The sequence below is a fragment of the Paracoccus aeridis genome (assembly GCF_004923205.2).
Taxonomy (GTDB): Bacteria; Pseudomonadota; Alphaproteobacteria; order Rhodobacterales; family Rhodobacteraceae; genus Paracoccus; species Paracoccus aeridis.
In genome coordinates this window covers 1-16,031 of sequence record NZ_SELD02000029.1, presented here as the reverse complement: position 1 = coordinate 16,031, position 16,031 = coordinate 1, and the positions used below count along the sequence as shown (strand labels likewise).

The 16,031-nt window shown below is 68.9% G+C and carries 13 protein-coding genes and 2 tRNA genes; 8 read left to right on the top strand and 7 right to left on the bottom strand.

The window, feature by feature from the left end:
* Positions 1-175: 175 nt before the first annotated feature.
* Positions 176-1,783: an isocitrate lyase gene (locus tag ELI80_RS09725; protein ID WP_136651338.1), complete on the bottom strand. Its 1,608-nt coding sequence runs from the start codon at positions 1,781-1,783 to the stop codon at positions 176-178.
* Positions 1,784-1,909: 126 nt separating this feature from the next.
* Positions 1,910-3,532 (bottom strand): malate synthase A, encoded by a 1,623-nt coding sequence (gene aceB, locus ELI80_RS09720; RefSeq protein ID WP_136651337.1) that lies wholly within the window; start codon positions 3,530-3,532, stop codon positions 1,910-1,912.
* Positions 3,533-3,654: 122 nt separating this feature from the next.
* On the opposite strand from aceB, the gene ELI80_RS09715 reads away from it, so the two are divergent.
* Positions 3,655-5,091 (top strand): helix-turn-helix domain-containing protein, encoded by a 1,437-nt coding sequence (locus tag ELI80_RS09715; RefSeq protein WP_136651336.1) that lies wholly within the window; start codon positions 3,655-3,657, stop codon positions 5,089-5,091.
* Positions 5,092-5,175: 84 nt separating this feature from the next.
* On the opposite strand, the gene ELI80_RS09710 is transcribed toward ELI80_RS09715, so the two are convergent.
* The 3 genes from ELI80_RS09710 to ELI80_RS09700 all read right to left on the bottom strand — a co-directional run bounded on the left by ELI80_RS09710 (position 5,176) and on the right by ELI80_RS09700 (position 7,593).
* Complete coding sequence (locus ELI80_RS09710) at positions 5,176-5,952, bottom strand: cobalamin-binding protein (protein ID WP_136651335.1); 777 nt, start codon at positions 5,950-5,952, stop codon at positions 5,176-5,178.
* Positions 5,953-6,014: 62 nt separating this feature from the next.
* On the bottom strand, positions 6,015-6,515 hold the full coding sequence (locus tag ELI80_RS09705; protein ID WP_136651334.1) for an isoprenylcysteine carboxyl methyltransferase family protein: 501 nt from the start codon (positions 6,513-6,515) through the stop codon (positions 6,015-6,017).
* Positions 6,508-7,593, bottom strand: coding sequence for a type III polyketide synthase (locus ELI80_RS09700; RefSeq protein WP_136651333.1), 1,086 nt, complete (start codon positions 7,591-7,593; stop codon positions 6,508-6,510). Before ELI80_RS09700 ends, ELI80_RS09705 begins: the two co-directional genes overlap by 8 nt.
* Before the next feature lie 152 nt (positions 7,594-7,745).
* Here ELI80_RS09700 and ELI80_RS09695 point away from each other — a divergent pair, with 152 nt between their 5' ends.
* Both ELI80_RS09695 and ELI80_RS16525 read left to right on the top strand, forming a co-directional pair.
* Complete coding sequence (locus ELI80_RS09695; RefSeq protein WP_236641426.1) at positions 7,746-8,390, top strand: DsbA family protein; 645 nt, start codon at positions 7,746-7,748, stop codon at positions 8,388-8,390.
* A 27-nt stretch (positions 8,391-8,417) separates the two neighbouring features.
* On the top strand, positions 8,418-8,540 hold the full coding sequence (locus ELI80_RS16525; RefSeq protein WP_268939868.1) for a hypothetical protein: 123 nt from the start codon (positions 8,418-8,420) through the stop codon (positions 8,538-8,540).
* A gap of 176 nt (positions 8,541-8,716) precedes the next feature.
* Here ELI80_RS16525 and ELI80_RS09690 read toward each other — a convergent pair.
* Positions 8,717-8,792 (bottom strand) — tRNA-Val (locus tag ELI80_RS09690).
* A gap of 108 nt (positions 8,793-8,900) precedes the next feature.
* The gene (phaZ, locus tag ELI80_RS09685; protein WP_136651368.1) at positions 8,901-10,253 is read right to left on the bottom strand and encodes a polyhydroxyalkanoate depolymerase; all 1,353 of its coding nucleotides are present in this window, start codon (positions 10,251-10,253) and stop codon (positions 8,901-8,903) included.
* A 108-nt stretch (positions 10,254-10,361) separates the two neighbouring features.
* Between phaZ and phaC the strand changes: the two genes are divergently transcribed.
* The 5 genes from phaC (at position 10,362) to ELI80_RS09660 (ending at position 15,830) form a co-directional block, all read left to right on the top strand.
* Entirely contained in the window at positions 10,362-13,166 is a 2,805-nt protein-coding gene (gene phaC, locus ELI80_RS09680; protein ID WP_236641425.1) for a class I poly(R)-hydroxyalkanoic acid synthase, read from the top strand.
* 133 nt (positions 13,167-13,299) lie between these two features.
* Complete coding sequence (locus ELI80_RS09675) at positions 13,300-13,776, top strand: Phasin (protein WP_136651332.1); 477 nt, start codon at positions 13,300-13,302, stop codon at positions 13,774-13,776.
* A 129-nt stretch (positions 13,777-13,905) separates the two neighbouring features.
* A complete protein-coding gene (gene phaR, locus ELI80_RS09670; protein WP_136651331.1) occupies positions 13,906-14,514 on the top strand; it encodes a polyhydroxyalkanoate synthesis repressor PhaR in 609 nt (202 codons plus the stop codon).
* Positions 14,515-14,554: 40 nt separating this feature from the next.
* Positions 14,555-14,644, top strand: a tRNA-Ser gene (locus ELI80_RS09665).
* A gap of 349 nt (positions 14,645-14,993) precedes the next feature.
* Positions 14,994-15,830, top strand: a complete 837-nt coding sequence (locus ELI80_RS09660; RefSeq protein WP_136651330.1) for a protein NO VEIN domain-containing protein — start codon at positions 14,994-14,996, stop codon at positions 15,828-15,830.
* Positions 15,831-16,031: the final 201 nt, after the last annotated feature.

The following is a 16,031-nucleotide window of genomic DNA, read 5'->3' as shown; positions in this document are numbered from 1 at the left end:
TGGCCGGCCGCCGCGTTCCGGTGCATCCTGCCCACGCAAAACGCCGCTGCAAGGGCGCGCAAATGGGAGCCTTCGATGGCCTCAGCGGCAGTATCGGCCGGGCGCGGCGGGACCTCGGTCGCATGAAGGCGCCGCCCCCGCGAGAGGGGCGGCGCATGTCGATGGCCTCAGCCGATCACTCGGCGGCGAACTGGTTCATCGTGTTGGCGTGGCCGCCCGCCTTCAGCGCGCGCTCGCCCGACACCATTTCCTTGAACGTGTCGCCCAGGTCCGACCCGACCTCGTGCTGGTGCTTGACCGCCGACACGCCGCGGCGGATTTCCTCGCGCTGCACGGTCTTGACGTAGGCCAGCATCTTGTCCTCGCCGAAGTAGCCGCGCGACAGCTCGTCCACCGACTTGGCGGTCAGGTGGAAGGTCGGCAGCGTGATCAGGTTGTGGAACACGCCGGCGCGGGCCGAGATGTCGGTCTGGAACCGGGCCAGGCGCGCATCCGCCTCGAGCCCGATGTCCGACGTGTCGAACTCGGCCTTCATCAGCTCGTTGCCTTCCGGATAGTCGGACGCCTTGATCCTGCCCTCGGCGATCCACTGGTCGCGCACCTGCTTGCGCAGGTTCAGCGTCCAGTTGAAGCTGGGCGAGTTGTTGTAGGTCAGCTTCGCGTCCGGCACTTCCCTGCGGATCTCGGCGACCATGCCGGCGATCTCATCCACGTTCGGGGTGTCGGTCTCGATCCACAGCAGGTCCGCGCCGCCGTCGCGCAGACTGGCGATGCAGTCCTCGATCACGCGGGCGCGGCCGGTGCCTTCCTGGAACGGGAACAGGCCGTTCGGCAGGCGCACGGGCTTCACGAACTCGCCGCCCTGGAAGATCGCGAGCTCGCCTTCCTGGATCGGGTTGGCTTCCGTGATCTGCTCGGTCTTCAGCCACTTGATGTACTGGCTGGCAAGATCGCCCGGGCGCTGGCTGACCGGCACCTTCTGCGTCAGCCCAGCGCCGAGGCTGTCGGTCCGCGCGACGATCACGCCCTGCTCGACGCCCAGCTCCTCGAAGGCGAGGCGGCAGGCGCGCAGCTTCTCGATGAAGTCCTCGCGCGGGACGGTGACCTTGCCGTCCTGGTGGCCGCACTGCTTGGCGTCCGACACCTGGTTCTCGATCTGCAGGCAGCAGGCGCCCGCCTTGATGAGTTCCTTGGCCAGCAGGTAGGTCGCGTGCTCGTTGCCGAAGCCCGCGTCGATGTCGGCGATGATCGGGACGACGTGGGTTTCGAAGTTGTCGATCTGGTCGATCACCTTGCGCCGCTCGGTGTCCGAGCCCGCGGCCTTGAGCGCCCGGAACAGGTCGTTCATCGCGACCTCGTCGGCCTGGCGGAGCGAGGTGTAGATTTCCTCGATCAGGTCGGCGACGGCGGTCTTTTCGTGCATCGACTGGTCGGGCAGGTGGCCCCAGCGGTTGCGAAGGCCCGCGACCATCCAGCCCGACAGGTAGACATAGGTCCCCTTGGCGGTGCCGCGCATCCGCTTCACGGCCTTGATCATCTGCTGCGCGTGGAAGCCGGACCAGCAGCCCAGCGACTGGGTGAACCTGGACGCATCGGCATCATAGGCCGCCATGTCGGCGCGCATCACGGCCGCCATCTCGCGGGCGATGTCGAGGTGGGTGTCCCAGGTGTTCTGCAGCCGCAGCTGCACGATGTCGTCGACCGACACGCCGCCGGCGGTCTGGCCGGAGGGGTAGCGGGCCGAGATCTCGGCGTGCAGGTCGCTGAAGGTCTTGCGGGGCATGGGTCGTCCTTTCGTGGTCGATCAGTCTGGCGCGCGCGGCGCGCCCGTGGGTGGCAGGAAGGGGTGGCGTGAAGATCGCGCCGCCGGGCGTGGATGGGACCGGCGGCACGTCCGCGCGCGTGGCCGTCAGTCGAGCGCGTTCAGCACGTCGTAGGCGGGCGCGGTGATGAAGTCGGGCAGGGTCGCGGCGGTGGCCGCTTCCTGGACGATGCGGGCGGCGCTGGCGTAGCGGCCGCGATGGAAGCCGGCCGGCCCCAGCCGGTCGAGGATCGTCACGATCTCGGCCTGCACCAGCTCGCCCAGCCAGTCGGCGGTCAGCCGGCGCTCGCCCCCGTCCGTCAGCTCGACCGCGGCGCCGTGGCGGATCCACTGCCACAGCTGCGCGCGGCTGATCTCGGCCGTCGCCGCGTCCTCCATCAGGTTGTTGATCGGCACCGCGCCGCGCCCCGAGAGCCACTGGCCCAGATACTCGATCGCGACCGAGATGTTGGTGCGGACGCCGGCTTCGGTGACCTGGCCGTCATGGGGCTTGAGCAGCATCGCGGGTTCGATGCGCCAGCCCTGCCGCTGCTTGCGAATCTGGTTGAGGCCCGGCATCTCGGCGTCGAACACCTCCATCGCGACGGGGACGAGGTCGGGATGCGCGACCCAAGTGCCGTCATGGCCAAGCTGCACCTCGCGCAGCTTGTCGGCGCGCACGCGGGCGAAGGCGGCCTCGTTGGCGGCGGGGTCGTCCCTGACCGGGATCGCGGCGGCCATGCCGCCCATCGCGTGGATGCCGCGGCGGTGGCAGACCTTGACCAGCCGCGCCGCATAGGTGGCGAGGAAGGCGCGGTCCATCGTGACCTCGGCGCGGTCGGGCAGGATGTATTCGCCGTGCGCGCGCAGCGTCTTGATGTAGCTGAAGATGTAGTCCCAGCGGCCGCAGTTCAGGCCCGCGATGTGGTCGCGCAACTGCCAGATGATCTCGTCCATCTCGAACGCGGCGGGCAGCGTCTCGATCAGGACGGTCGCCTTGATCGTGCCGGCGGGCAGGCCGATGCGACCCTGGGCGAACAGGAACACGTCGTTCCAGAACCGCGCCTCGTCGTGGCTTTCGAGCTTGGGCAGGTAGTAGAACGGCCCGCGTCCGGTTTCCGCCAGCGCGCGGCCGTTGTGGAAGATGTTCAGGCCGAAGTCGAACAGCGCCGCCGAGACGGGGTGGCCCGCGATCAGGACGTTCGCCTCGTGCATGTGCAGGCCGCGCGGGCGGACGATCAGGACGGCGGGCGCGTCGCCGACGCGGTAGGACTTGCCCGTGTTCGCGTCGTCGTGTTCCAGCGTGCCGTCGCGGTAGTCCAGCATGTTGGCGTGGCCGGCGATGATGTTGCCGAAGCTGGGCGAGGTCGCGTCCTCGAAGTCGGCCATGAAGACCCTGGCGCCCGAGTTCAGCGCGTTGATCATCATCTTGCGGTCGACCGGGCCGGTGATCTCGACCCGGCGGTCCTTGAGCGCGTCGGGGATCGGCGCGGCTTCCCAGATGCCCTTCCGGATGTCGGCTGTCTCGGCCAGGTAGTCGGGCAGCTCGCCCCGGTCGATGCGGTCCTGCCGGCGCTTGCGGGCGATCATCAGGGCGTTCAGGCGCAGCGAGAAGCGCGACTGAAGTTCGTCCAGGAAGGCCAGCGCGTCGGCGGTCAGGACGCGGTCCACGCCCGGCACGGTCCGCAGGATGACGGGCGGAAGGGTGGTTGGCTGACGATCAAGCGGCATGGCGAATCTCCGTGACTGGATATTGTCACAGTAGTAATGTCAGCGGGCCGACACACGCGGCAACGGGTCAGCCTGTCAGGATCCGTCAGTCACGAACGCCGGTTTTGTAAGGATTGTCACGCATGGCCGATCGCTCGGAAAAGCTCATCGTCGGGCAGCGGCTCAAAGTGCTGCGGCGGTCGCTGGGGCTGACGCAGGCGCAGATGGCGGCCGAGCTTGGCGTGTCGGCGAGCTACATCACCCTGATCGAGGCGAACCAGCGCCCGGCATCCGCCAAGCTGCTGATGAAGCTGGCCGAGGTCTATGATCTCAACATATCCGAGCTGTCGCCGTCGGTGGACGCGCAGCTTGCGGCCGATTTCGGCGCGGCGGTGAAGGACCCGGTCCTCGACCTCGCCACGCTGCCGCGGGCAGAGGTCGAGGCGGTGCTGCAAGCGTCGCCCCGGCTCGCCGCGGCCTTCGTGCGCCTGCACGAACGCCACCACGAATCCGTGCTGCGCCCCGACGACGAGGACAGCCCGCTGGCCGACCGCGACAAGGTCGAGGTGCTGGCGGGCAGCTCGCGCCCGGTGGATGCGGTGCGGGGATGGCTGTACGCGCGCCGCAACTACATCGACGAACTCGACCGCGCCGCGGAAGGCATGGCCGGGGAACTGCAGCTGCACCGGTCCGAGCCGCACCTGGCGCTGACCCAGCGCCTGGCGGGCCACAAGATCCGCGCCCGGATCCTGCCCGCGGACGTCATGGGCGAGCAACTGCGTCGCTTCGACCCGCACAACAAGGAACTGATGCTGTCGGAACTGCTGGCGCAGCCCAGCCGCCGCTTCCAGATCGGCGTCCTGCTGGCGCGGCTGGAACAGGAAGCCGCCATTTCCCGGCTGGTCGAGCAGTCGGGGATCGAGGAGCCGGCGGCGGTGTCGCTGCTGCGGGTCAGCCTTGCCAACTACTTCGCCGCGGCGGTGATGATGCCCTACGGGCGGTTCCTCGCCGCCTGCGAATCCACCCGCTACGACATCGAGCTGCTGTCGCACCGCTTCGGCACCAGCTACGAACAGACCGCGCACCGCATGTCCACGCTGCAACGCGAAGGGGCGCGGGGGATCCCGTTCTTCTTCGTCCGGGTGGACCGGGCGGGCAACATGACCAAGCGCTTCAGCGCCGGGCGCTTCCCGTTTTCCCGCTTCGGCGGCACCTGCCCCTTGTGGAACATCCACGCCGCGTTCGAGGCGCCGGGGCAGATGCTCACGCAGGTCATCCGCATGCCCGAGGGCACGAGCTACTTTTCCATCGCGCGCACGATCACGCGGGCCGGGGGGATGCACGGGGCCCCGGCACAGCGGCTGGCGATCGGTCTTGGCTGCGACGTGGCCTACGCGCCGCGGCTCGTCTATGCCGACGGGATCGACCTGGGGCGGACGCGGCCCGTGGACATCGGGCTGAACTGCTACCTGTGCGAGCGCCCCGACTGCGCGGCCCGCGCCCACGCGCCGCTGAACCGCCGTCTCAAGGTGAACGAACGCGAGCGCAGCCTAGCCATCTTCAACTTCGAGACGCCCTGACGGCGGGGCTGCGCCGCGCGCCCGGGTGCAGCGCCAGCGCGCTGTCCTTGCCCAAGGACCAGGACATGACGGCGGGGCTGCGCGTCACGCGAGCGCCGCGACGATGGCGTCGAGCCCGTCCGTCAGCGCGGCGGGCCCGGGCTGCAGGATCAGCGGCGACTTGATCTCGACGATGCGGCCTGCCCGCACGGCCGGGATCGCGTTCCAGCCGGGGCGCGCGGCGATGCGGTCGGGGCGGACCTTTTTGCCGCACCACGAGGCGAGGATCACGTCGGGCGCGGCCGCGATCACCTGATCGGACGTCACGATCCGGTCGCGCGCGGACTTCATCGGGGCAAGCTGCGGGAACGCCTCGCGCCCGCCCGCGATCTCGACCAGTTCCGACACCCAGTGGATGCCCGAGATCATCGGCTCGTCCCATTCCTCGAAGTAGACCACGGGGCGGGGGCGGTCCGCCGCCCGCGCGGCGACGGCGTCGAGGCGGCGCTCGTAGTCCTGAACAAGCGTGTCGGCCCGGTCCGACGCGCCCACGAGCGCGCCCACGTGGCGGATCATGGCGAGGATCCCGGCGACTTCGCGCTGGTTGAAGGCGGTGACGGCGATGCCTGCGCGCACGAGGTCCGCCACGATCCCGGCCTGCAGGTCCGAGAAGGTCAGGACGAGATCGGGATCCAGCGCGAGGATCTTCGGCAGGTCGGCCGAGGTGAAGGCCGACACGCGCGGCTTTTCGCGCCTGACCTGCGGCGGGCGCACGGCATAGCCCGACACGCCGACGATGCGGCGATCCTCGCCCAGAAGATACAGCGTCTCGACGGTTTCTTCCGTCAGGCAGACGATCCGCTCGGGCGGGAAACGGCGCATGGCATCCTTCCTTGCTGCGGGCCGCGTCTCGTTACAGGGGCGAGGGGACGCGGGGCAAGATGTCACCGGCCGCCATGAAGGGCGGCGTTCTCGGCCCTGATGCGGATCCACAGCACGGCCGCGTTCAGCACCGAGAACAGCACCGCCGCCCATGTGAGGCCAAGCACCAGCGGCGCCACCGCGATCTCGGCCACGACCAGGGTGTAGTTCGGGTGCCGAAGCCAGCGGAACGGGCCGCGCCGGACCAGCGGCTCGCCGGTCACGATGATCCGCGTCGTCCAGCGGCGCCCGAGCGTGGCGAGGATCCAGACCCGCAGGACCTGCAAAATCACGAACAGCGCGAGGAACAGCGGATGCACCGGCCGTCCCCAGCCGAACACGGCGATGCAGACGAGCCAGCCCGCGTGCAGCGCCACGATCAGCGGATAGTGGCGGGCGCCGTGTTCGACCGCGCCGCGCGCGAGCAGCCGGCGCGTGTTGCGGCGCGCGATGGACAGTTCGGCCAGCCGCTGCACCACCAGGAACGCGATGAACAGGGCCGAGGGGAGCGCGCCCTCAGACATCGACCGGCAGCATCGACAGGGTGAAGCCGGGGCCGAGCGCGGCCAGCATCAGCCGTCCCGTGGCGCCGGCCTCCAGCACCTTCTTCAGCACGAACAGCACCGTGGGCGCGGACATGTTGCCCGCCTCGCGCAGCACCTCGCGTTCCGCGTCGAGGCTGCCTGCGGGCAACGCGAGCGCGTCCTCCAGCGCGGTGATGACCTTGGCGCCGCCCGGATGGCAGACCATGCGGGCGACGGGTCCGCCGCCCAGCGCGGGCATCGTGCGGTCCACGGCGTCGGCGATCCGGGCCGTCACGAAGTGCGGGATCGAGCGGTCGAACACGACGCCAAGGCCCACGTCGTCCACGTCCCAGCCCATGATCTGCAGCGTGTCGGCCCACATGTACTGCGCGCCGCGACCCAGGACCGGCCCCGCGTCGCCGGGGCGTGAGCTCAGCACCGCGCCCGCCGCGCCGTCTCCGAACAGCGCCGTCGCGATGATGTCGGCCTTCTGCATGCGGTCCATGCGGAACAGCAGCGTGCAGGTCTCGACCGCGACCACCAGCACGCGCGATCCGGGCCGTGCGGCCGCGAGCTCGCGGGCGATGGCGAGCCCCGACACCCCGCCCGCGCAGCCCAGGCCGAAGACCGGCACGCGCAGGATGTCGGGGCGGAATCCCAGCCCGGCGGCGGCCAGCGCCTCCAGCGTCGGCGTTGCGACCCCGGTCGAGGACACCGTCACCACCGTGTCGACCTCGCTTGCGCGCAGCCCCGCGTCGTCCAGCGCGCCCTGAGCCGCGGCGCGGAACAGGTCGAGCGCGCCCGCGAGATAAGCCTCGTTGCGCGACGCCCAGCCGTGCGGCTGTCCGAACCAGTCGAGCGGCACGACCGAATGGCGACGGTCGATCCCCGCGTTCTCGAACGCGGGCACCATCCGCTCGAAGGTGGTGTAGCGGGGTCCCAGAACCTCTCGCGCGCGGGCCACCACGTCGCGCTGCACCAGTTCGTTCGGCGGCAGCGCGGTTGCAAGGCCGACCAGCCGCACCGCGGCGTCGGATCGGTTCGGGGCACCGGGGGTCCCGGTCGCGGCGGCCGTCATGTCATGCCCTCCGGTCCGGCCGGCTGCCATGCGCGCGCGGCTTCGGACCCGGCCACCTTTGCACCCTCTCGCGGGGATGTCACCCGGCGCGAGCGGCGCTGGACGGCGCAGCGCTTCCACCCCCGCCGGTCTCGTGCCAGACTGGCGCCATGATGATGCATCCCCTCCCGCTCAGCCGCCGGCAGGCGATCGCCGGTGCCGCCTCGCTTCTCGGGCTCGCGGCGCTGGGTGCGCCGTCGGTCGCGGCGCCCCGCGGCAATCCCATGCCGGACGAGCTGCGGCGGGCGCTGGAACGCAGCCCGAACGCGCCGGTCCTCGGCAACCCGCAGGGCGACATCACGCTGACCGAGTTCTTCGACTACAACTGCGGCTTCTGCCGGAAGATGCTGCCGACGATGACGAAGCTGATCGAGGCGGACCCGAATCTGCGCGTCGCCTGCCGCGAACTGCCGGTGTTCGGCGAGGGCTCGTATTTCGCCGCCCGCGCCGCGCTCGCCTCGCAGGGGCAGGGGCGCTACTGGGACTTTCATCGCGCGATGATGTCGATGCGGGGCCAGGCGGACGAAGCGTCGGTCATGGCCACCGCCCGGCGGATCGGGCTCGACGCAGACAGGCTGCGCAACGACATGGAGGCGGACTGGATCGTCGACCACCTCGCAACCTCGCTGGAGCTGGCCGACCACATGAGCCTGATCGGCACCCCGAGCTTCATCGCCGGGGACGAGGCGGTGTTCGGCCAGAAGTCGCTGCAGGACCTGCAGGGGCTGGTGGCGCGGGGCCGCGAGACGCTGCGGTAGGTGTTCCCGGGCGACCACAAGCAGGGCATGATCGTCAGGGTCATTCCGGAGAACAGTCCCGACGCCGCCAACGCGCTTTCGGCCCGCGAACAGCTTGGGCCGGACTGGCAGAAAGTGCTGACGAAGGGTGCGCCGACGACCTGCAGTTGAATCTTTCGGCAGGTGAGCCGCCCCAACCGGCGCGCCGCTTCCCCGGCAGGCGAAACCCCCGATCGACGAGGGGCAAGCCTGCGTTCGGCGAAGGGCGAAGGAGCGTAGCCATCCGTCGGGCAGGCAGGGCCTTGCAGCCGTTTCGCGCCCGACTTCAGGGTCTCAGTGACGCGGGATGGTGGGCGGTGAGGGGCTCGAACCCCCGACATTTTCGGTGTAAACGAAACGCTCTACCAGCTGAGCTAACCGCCCGCGTGGCGGGTTATGCCGCGCCTGCGCGGATCGCGCAAGCGGGCAGGGCACGGCGGGACAGGGCGTGGCGGGGCAGGGCGCGGCGGTGTCCCGGACCCGACCGTTGCGTCAAACGGCGATCTTGCTGTCGTCCTCGGGGCCGCCGGGGCGGGTGTCGCCAATCGCTTCGCTGCCCTTGCGGCGCTTGCGGGACGGGCGCGAGGGCGCCTCGTCGGGCGCGGGTTTCGTCGCGCCGCCGTGTTCGTCCATGAAGTTCAGGACCAGCGGCCGGATCCGCAGACGCCAGCTTTTCCCCGCGAAGATCCCGTAATGGCCCGCGCCGGGCTCCAGGTGCTGGGCCTTGTTCGCATCGGGGACGCCGCTGCACAGGCGCAGCGCGGCGACGCACTGGCCGGGGGCCGAGATGTCGTCGTTGGCGCCTTCCACCGTCATGATCGCGACGTCCCTGATCGCGGCCAGGTCGACGTGGCGGCCCCGCACGGTGAAGGCGTTGGCCGCGATCTCTCCGTTCTTGAAGATGCGCTCCACGGTCGAAAGGTAGAACTCGGCGGTCATGTCCATGACGGCGAGGTATTCGTCGTAGAACTTGTTGTGCTTGTCGTGCTCGGACGCCTTGCCGCTCGCCTCGGCGAAGATCTGGTCGGCAAAGGCGCGGCCGTGCGTCTCGGCGTTCATGGCGATGAACGAGGACAGCTGGGCGAGGCCGGGATAGACCATCCGGCCGGCGCCGCGATACTTGAAGCCGACCTGCTGGATCATGAAGGCGTCGAGTTCGCCCATCGTGACGCGGTTGCCGAAGTCGGTCACGTCGGTCGCGGCGGCGTCCGGGTCGATGGGGCCGCCGATCAGCGTCAGCGTGCGCGGCTGCGCGGCGGGTTCGTCCCTCGCCAGCATGGCGGTCGCCGCCAGCGCAAGCGGCGCGGGCTGGCACACCGCCACGACGTGCAGGTCGGGGCCGAGGTGGCGGATGAAGTCCACGAGGTATTCGGCGTAGTCCTCGACGTCGAAGCGGCCCTCGCTCACCGGGATGTCGCGGGCGTTGGTCCAGTCCGTGACCCAGACATCGCAATCGGGCAGAAGCGAGGTGACCGTGGATCGCAGCAGCGTCGCGTAGTGGCCCGACATCGGCGCGACCAGCAGCACCCGCCGTTCCATCGGCTCGCGCCGGGCGACGCGGAAGCGGACGAGGTTGCCGAAGGGACGCGCGAGTTCCTGCTCGACATAGACCAGGTGGTCCTGCCCCTCGCTGCCCAGGACCGGGGGGATGTCCCAGTCGGGCTTGACGACCATCCGGTGGAAGCTGCGCTCGGCCACGCGGCCCCAGGCGCTGATCAGCCGGAACATCGGGTGCGGCGCCATCGCGAAGGCGGGATAAGCGCCCAGCGCGCGCGCCGTGGCGCCAAGCCATTCGTTCGTGTTGCGGATGCTTTCCATCGCATCGTAGGACGCTATGCCGCGCAGGCCTCTGTAGATCATCGTCGCTCCCGGCGCCCCTGTCATGCGTGCTGCGGCTTTACGCCCCGCCGGCACCATGTCACTCTGACCCACAGCTAGGGAGGAGACGCGGTCATGGCAAGCGATCAGGACGGCGACCCAGGAAACGATCAGAAGCCTGATGCGGGTTTGCAAGGGTCGAAGCCGTCCGGCGAACGGCGCGGCGGCGGCGGGCAGGACGGCGGAAAGGGCGGGGCGATGGGGTCCGGTGCGGATGAAACCGTGCCGCCTGCGGGGTCAGAAGCTGGCGGAACCGGTGGAAACGAGGCCGCAGCCGACGCGCCGCAAGCCCGCAAGAGCGGGAAGCGCGGGCCCGCGACCCGCGCGACGATCGCCGCGCGCGCCCGGGCCGCCGAACGTTCGGACCCGCGCACCGGCACGCACAAGGTCGCCGGACGCCGCAAGGCCCCCACTCCCGACGAGACCCCCGACACGGGTTCAGGCGCGGCCTCCGATGCGGACGAGGACGAGGTCGATCCGGTCAGCCAGGTGGACGCGCCCGAAACGGGCGAGATGCAGGGGATCGAGGTCGCGTCCGTTGCATCCCCGGGCCGCGCAAGCGAGGCCGACGCACCTGAATCCGGCAGCATGACGGGGGGCGACGAGTCGGAGGACGGGGTGCCCGTCGACGAGGATCCACCGCATGAAAGCCAGGTGGACGCCCCTGAATCGACCGAGATGACACGGGAATGGGACGAGGATCGGCGGCCCGACCAGCCCGACCATCCCAGCGGGGACGGCGCGCCCCATGTCAGCGAGACGGAGGCACCGGAGTCCGGCAGCATGACGGGTGGCGACCGGCCGGAGGACGGGGTGCCGGTCAAGACGGATCCGCCGCACGAAAGCCAGGTGGACGCCCCTGAATCGACCGAGATGACACGGGAAGGGGACGAGGATCGTCGGCCCGACCAGCCCGGTGGCGACGGCGCGCCCCATGTCAGCGAGGCGGATGCGCCGGAGTCCGGCGGCATGACCGAGCAAGCCCGTCGCGAAAAGGGCGGCCCTGATGACGCGCGCGCCGATGCTGCTCCCGGCGCCGGCGGCGGAGCGGGACCATCCGGCACCAGGCAGCGGTCGACCCAACCGGACGCCGGACCGCTGCCCGAGCGCATCGCCGAGAACATCCAGCGGATCGAGGATCTGGGACAAAGGCTGGTGCAGGTCCTCGCCCGCAAGCAGGCCCGCGCCCCGGGGATCGAGGGGCCGGGCGCGGACTTCTACGCCGCCGCCGCCACTGGCTGGATGCGGCTCGCGGCCGAACAGCCCGCACGGATCATCGGCCAGCAGGTCCAGTACTGGGGCGAGACGCTGCGCCACATGGCCGACACGCAGGCCGCGATGATGGGGCGGGGGCCGATCGCTCCGGCCGCGCAGAGCGACGACGCGGCGGCGAAGGACCGACGCTTCGCCAACCCGCTGTGGCAGACCAATCCGTTCTTCGCCTATGTGCGCGAACAATACCGCATCAACGCCGACGCCATGCGCCGGGCCGCCGCCGACCTGCCGATCGACAGCGTGGTCCAGCGCCGCCGGGTCGACTGGTTCACGCGCCAGATCATCGACATGATGGCGCCGACGAACTTCCTCGGCACCAATCCCGACGCGCTGGAGAAGGCGATCGAGACGGAAGGGCAGAGCCTCGTCCGGGGGCTCGAGAACCTCGTTGCAGACCTCGAGCATGGCGGCGGCGACCTGATCGTGTCGCTGAGCGACCGCAACGCCTTTTCCGTGGGCCAGAACATCGGCACGACGCCCGGCATGGTCGTGCACCGCGAGCCGCTGTTCGAGCTGATCCAGTACACGCCCACGACGGAAGAGGTGCACCGCTTCCCGCTGATCATCCTGCCGCCGTGGATCAACAAGTTCTACATTCTCGACCTCAAGCCCCAGAACAGCCTGATCCGCTGGCTCGTGGACCAGGGCTACACGCTGTTCGTCGTGTCGTGGAAGAACCCCGGCGCGGCAGAGGCGCAGACCGGGATGGACGATTACGTTTCGGCCTATCTCTCGGCGTTCGAGAAGGTGCGCGACCTGACCGGCGAGCGCCAGCTGAACGCGGTCGGCTATTGCATTGCCGGCACGACGCTTGCGATGACGCTGGGGCTGCTGGCGCAACAGGGCGACGATCAGGTGGCGTCGGCCACGTTCCTGACCACGCTCACCGACTTTTCCGACCAGGGCGAGTTCACCGCCTATCTCCAGGACGACTTCGTCACCGGGATCGAGGAAGAGGTCGCCCGCACCGGCTACCTGACCGCCCGGCTCATGCAGCGGACCTTCAGCTACCTGCGCGCCAACGACCTCGTCTGGGGGCCTGCGGTGCGCCACTACATGATGGGCGAGACGCCGCCTGCGTTCGACCTGCTGCACTGGAACAGCGACGGGACGAACCTGCCCGCGAAGATGGTGAGGGAATACCTGCGCGGGCTCTGCCAGGCGAACCTGCTGATGACCGAGGGCTTTCCCATCCACGGCCACAAGGTCCGGCTTGCGGACGTCAGGACGCCGCTCTGCGCCGTGGCGTGCGAGCGCGACCACATCGCGCCCTGGATCGACAGCTGGCGCGGCGTGTCCATGATGGGATCGGACGACAAGACGTTCCTGCTGGCGGAATCCGGTCACATTGCCGGGATCATCAACCCGCCCGGCCGCGACAAGTACGGCCACTACGTCGCCCACACCGAAGAGGCCGAAGGCACGGGCGCAACGCCTGCGGAATCGGCCGAGCACTGGAAGGAAGGCGCCACGTTCCGGCGCGGAAGCTGGTGGCCGGAATGGGCGGCGTGGCTGGGTGGACGGTCCGGCGACATGGTGCCGCCGCGCATCCCCGAGCACGGGATCGAACCCGCCCCCGGCCGCTACGTCCGAGAGCCCGCGTGACCACAATGCTGCATCGCAGCATGAATTGAGTTGAAATGCTGCGCCGCAGCATATAGGTGACGTGCAGCCAGCGATGGCTGCCCGACTGGCGACGCAACTCGCCTCCGATCAATTTTCGCGCAGGAGCGATGACATGGCCAATACTCCCGATTTCACGAAAGCCTGGCAGGACATGCTGGGCAAGCTGCCCGTCGACAACTCGGCGATGGGCGACGCGTTCAAGAACCAGACCGCGCTCGGCGAGAAGATGAGCCGCGTGGCGCTGCAGGCGGCCGAGCGCTCGACCGAGATCTCGGCCCAGTGGGCGCGCGACGCGATCTCCCGCCTGGGCGAGCTGTCGACTGCCAAGGACCAGCCGGCCGATTACGCGAAAGCGATGAGCGACTTCGCCTCGGCCGCCGCGGAAATCGCGCAGCAGCACATGGCGGCCTACGCCGAGGTCGCCAAGAAGGTCCAGATGGATACCGTCGACCTGATGATGAACGCCGGCAAGGACGCCGCGTCGGACGCGCAGCGCATGGCCCAGAACGCCACGCGCGACATGCAGAACGCGGCCCGGAACGTGACGCAGGGCGCGATCAACGCCGGGAAGACCGAAGACAAGGCCTGAGCAGCCGCTCTCGCCATATCGAGGAAGGGCGGCCCGCAGGGGCCGCCCTTTCTCGTGGGCCCCTTCTTGGTCCCGCTCCCGCGCTGATTTCCTTTGCATTCGGCAAGGCTGGCTTTCATCATCAGGGCCATGCAGAACGACAAGCCGACACGATCCCGCCAGTCGTCCGGAAGCCCGCAAGCGCCGCTGACGATCAAGCGCTACGCGAGCCGCCGCCTCTACAACACCGAGACCTCCGACTACGTCACGCTGGAGGAGATCGCGGCGATCATCCGCACCGGGCGCGAGGTTCGCATCGTTGACCTGAAATCGGGCGACGACCTGACCCGTCAGTACCTGCTGCAGATCATCGCCGAGCACGAGAGCCGGGGCGAAAGCGTCCTGCCGATCGATGTCCTGACCGATCTCGTCCGCAGCTACACGACCCAGGCGCAGTCGGTCGTGCCCCAGTTCCTCGCCGCGAGCTTCGAGATGCTGCGCGAGGGGCAGTCCAAGATGATGGAGCAGATGGCGCAGCTGAACCCGCCCATGGCGGCCATGCCCGGCTTCGACGCGCTGCAGCGCCAGCAGCAGATGTTCCTGCGCGCGATGATGGGCGGCTGGAAGATGCCCTACGGCAGCACCGGCGCCGTGCCCGACGAGGAGGAACCGTCCGACGCCGCCCCCGCCGCCGCGGACGATCTTACGACCATCCGCCGCCAGCTCGCCGACCTGCAGGCGAAGATTTCCAAGCTCTGACTTGCACGCCGATGCCGCGCAGGCTAGACCCCGCGGGCACGGACGGTTGGCCGAGTGGTCGAAGGCGCACGCCTGGAAAGTGTGTAGGCGGGGAACCGTCTCGAGGGTTCGAATCCCTCACCGTCCGCCACTTGCACATTGCAAACCCGAAAACAGGTCCCTCGCGGGGCCTTTTTCTTTATGTGCCAAAGGGGTTTGCAGGGACCATCCGCCCTTCGGAGACTGGCCAGCCGCGCGAGATCGGTCTCCGAATGCCCACCGTCTCTTTCCACCCGCCCCGCGCTCTCGGCGAGACGGGTTCAAAACATCCATGCATTTCAAGAAACTGGCGGGATCGCGTTGCGCCCCTGTTTCGCTGGTTCCGGCTTGTCTCAAAGCAGATGGCGAGGCGACACGGGCGGCGTGGTCGTTGGTATGCCTTGGGAGTCTTGCGCGAAGTCTCTGATGACAAACGCAGTTTCGGCCCCTAGCCTGGCGCAATGTCAAATGGGGCCTGGACCGATCAAGAGAACGACCTGATAGTCGCGGATTACTTCGCGATGCTGGCCGACGACGTCTCTGGTCGCCCCTACAATAAGGCCGAGCACCGGCGTAGGCTTCTGCCCCTGTTGAACGGTCGGTCCGAGGGATCGGTCGAGTTCAAGCACCAGAACATCAGCGCCGTGCTGAAGGGGCTGGGTGAGGACTGGATCCCGGGCTACAAGCCCGCCTTCAATTTCCAGATGACGCTGGTGGATGCCGTGGCGCGCTGGCTGGCGCTGAACCCGGCATGGCTCGGCCGCTATTCGGGCATCAGAGCGACGACAGGCCTTGCGGAGGTGCGGCCGATCTGGATCGGGCCGCCGCCCACGTTGTCGAACCAGCCGCCGCCGCAGGAGCTTGAACAGATGCTGCACATCGCCCGCAAATTCGATGTCGCGGCGCGAGACGAGCGAAACCGCGCCCTCGGCCGTGCCGGTGAGGAACGCGTCCTGGCGCACGAACGGGCAGCCCTGAAATCAGCGGGCCGCGACGATCTTGCGCGCAAGGTCAGGTGGGTGTCGGAGGAAGATGGCGATGGCGCCGGCTACGACATTGCCAGTTTCGCGCCGGACGGCCGTCCGCGCCTGATCGAGGTGAAGACGACGAATGGCTGGGAGCGCACGCCTTTTCATATCAGCCGCAACGAGCTGGCCGTGGCCGAGGAGCGACGCTCGGAATGGTCTTTGTTCCGGCTCTGGAACTTCGCCCGCGAGCCGAAGGCGTTCGAGCTGCACCCGCCGCTGGAAGCGCATGTCTCGCTGACCGCGACGTCCTTTCAGGCGAGTTTTCATTGAAGCACACAGCGGATGATCGGGACATCAGGGATTGGCCAGTGCATCGATAGCCGCGCATCGACACAAACTTCTAAATGTGACCGCCGTCGTTTAGAATTTTCTCATAGTTCTCGTGACTTAACGTGCATTCGACCAGCTGTTGAAACTGCGCCTTTGTGGCCTGCCCCCCTGAGGTGGTCCGTTTGTAATCTTAGTGCATGA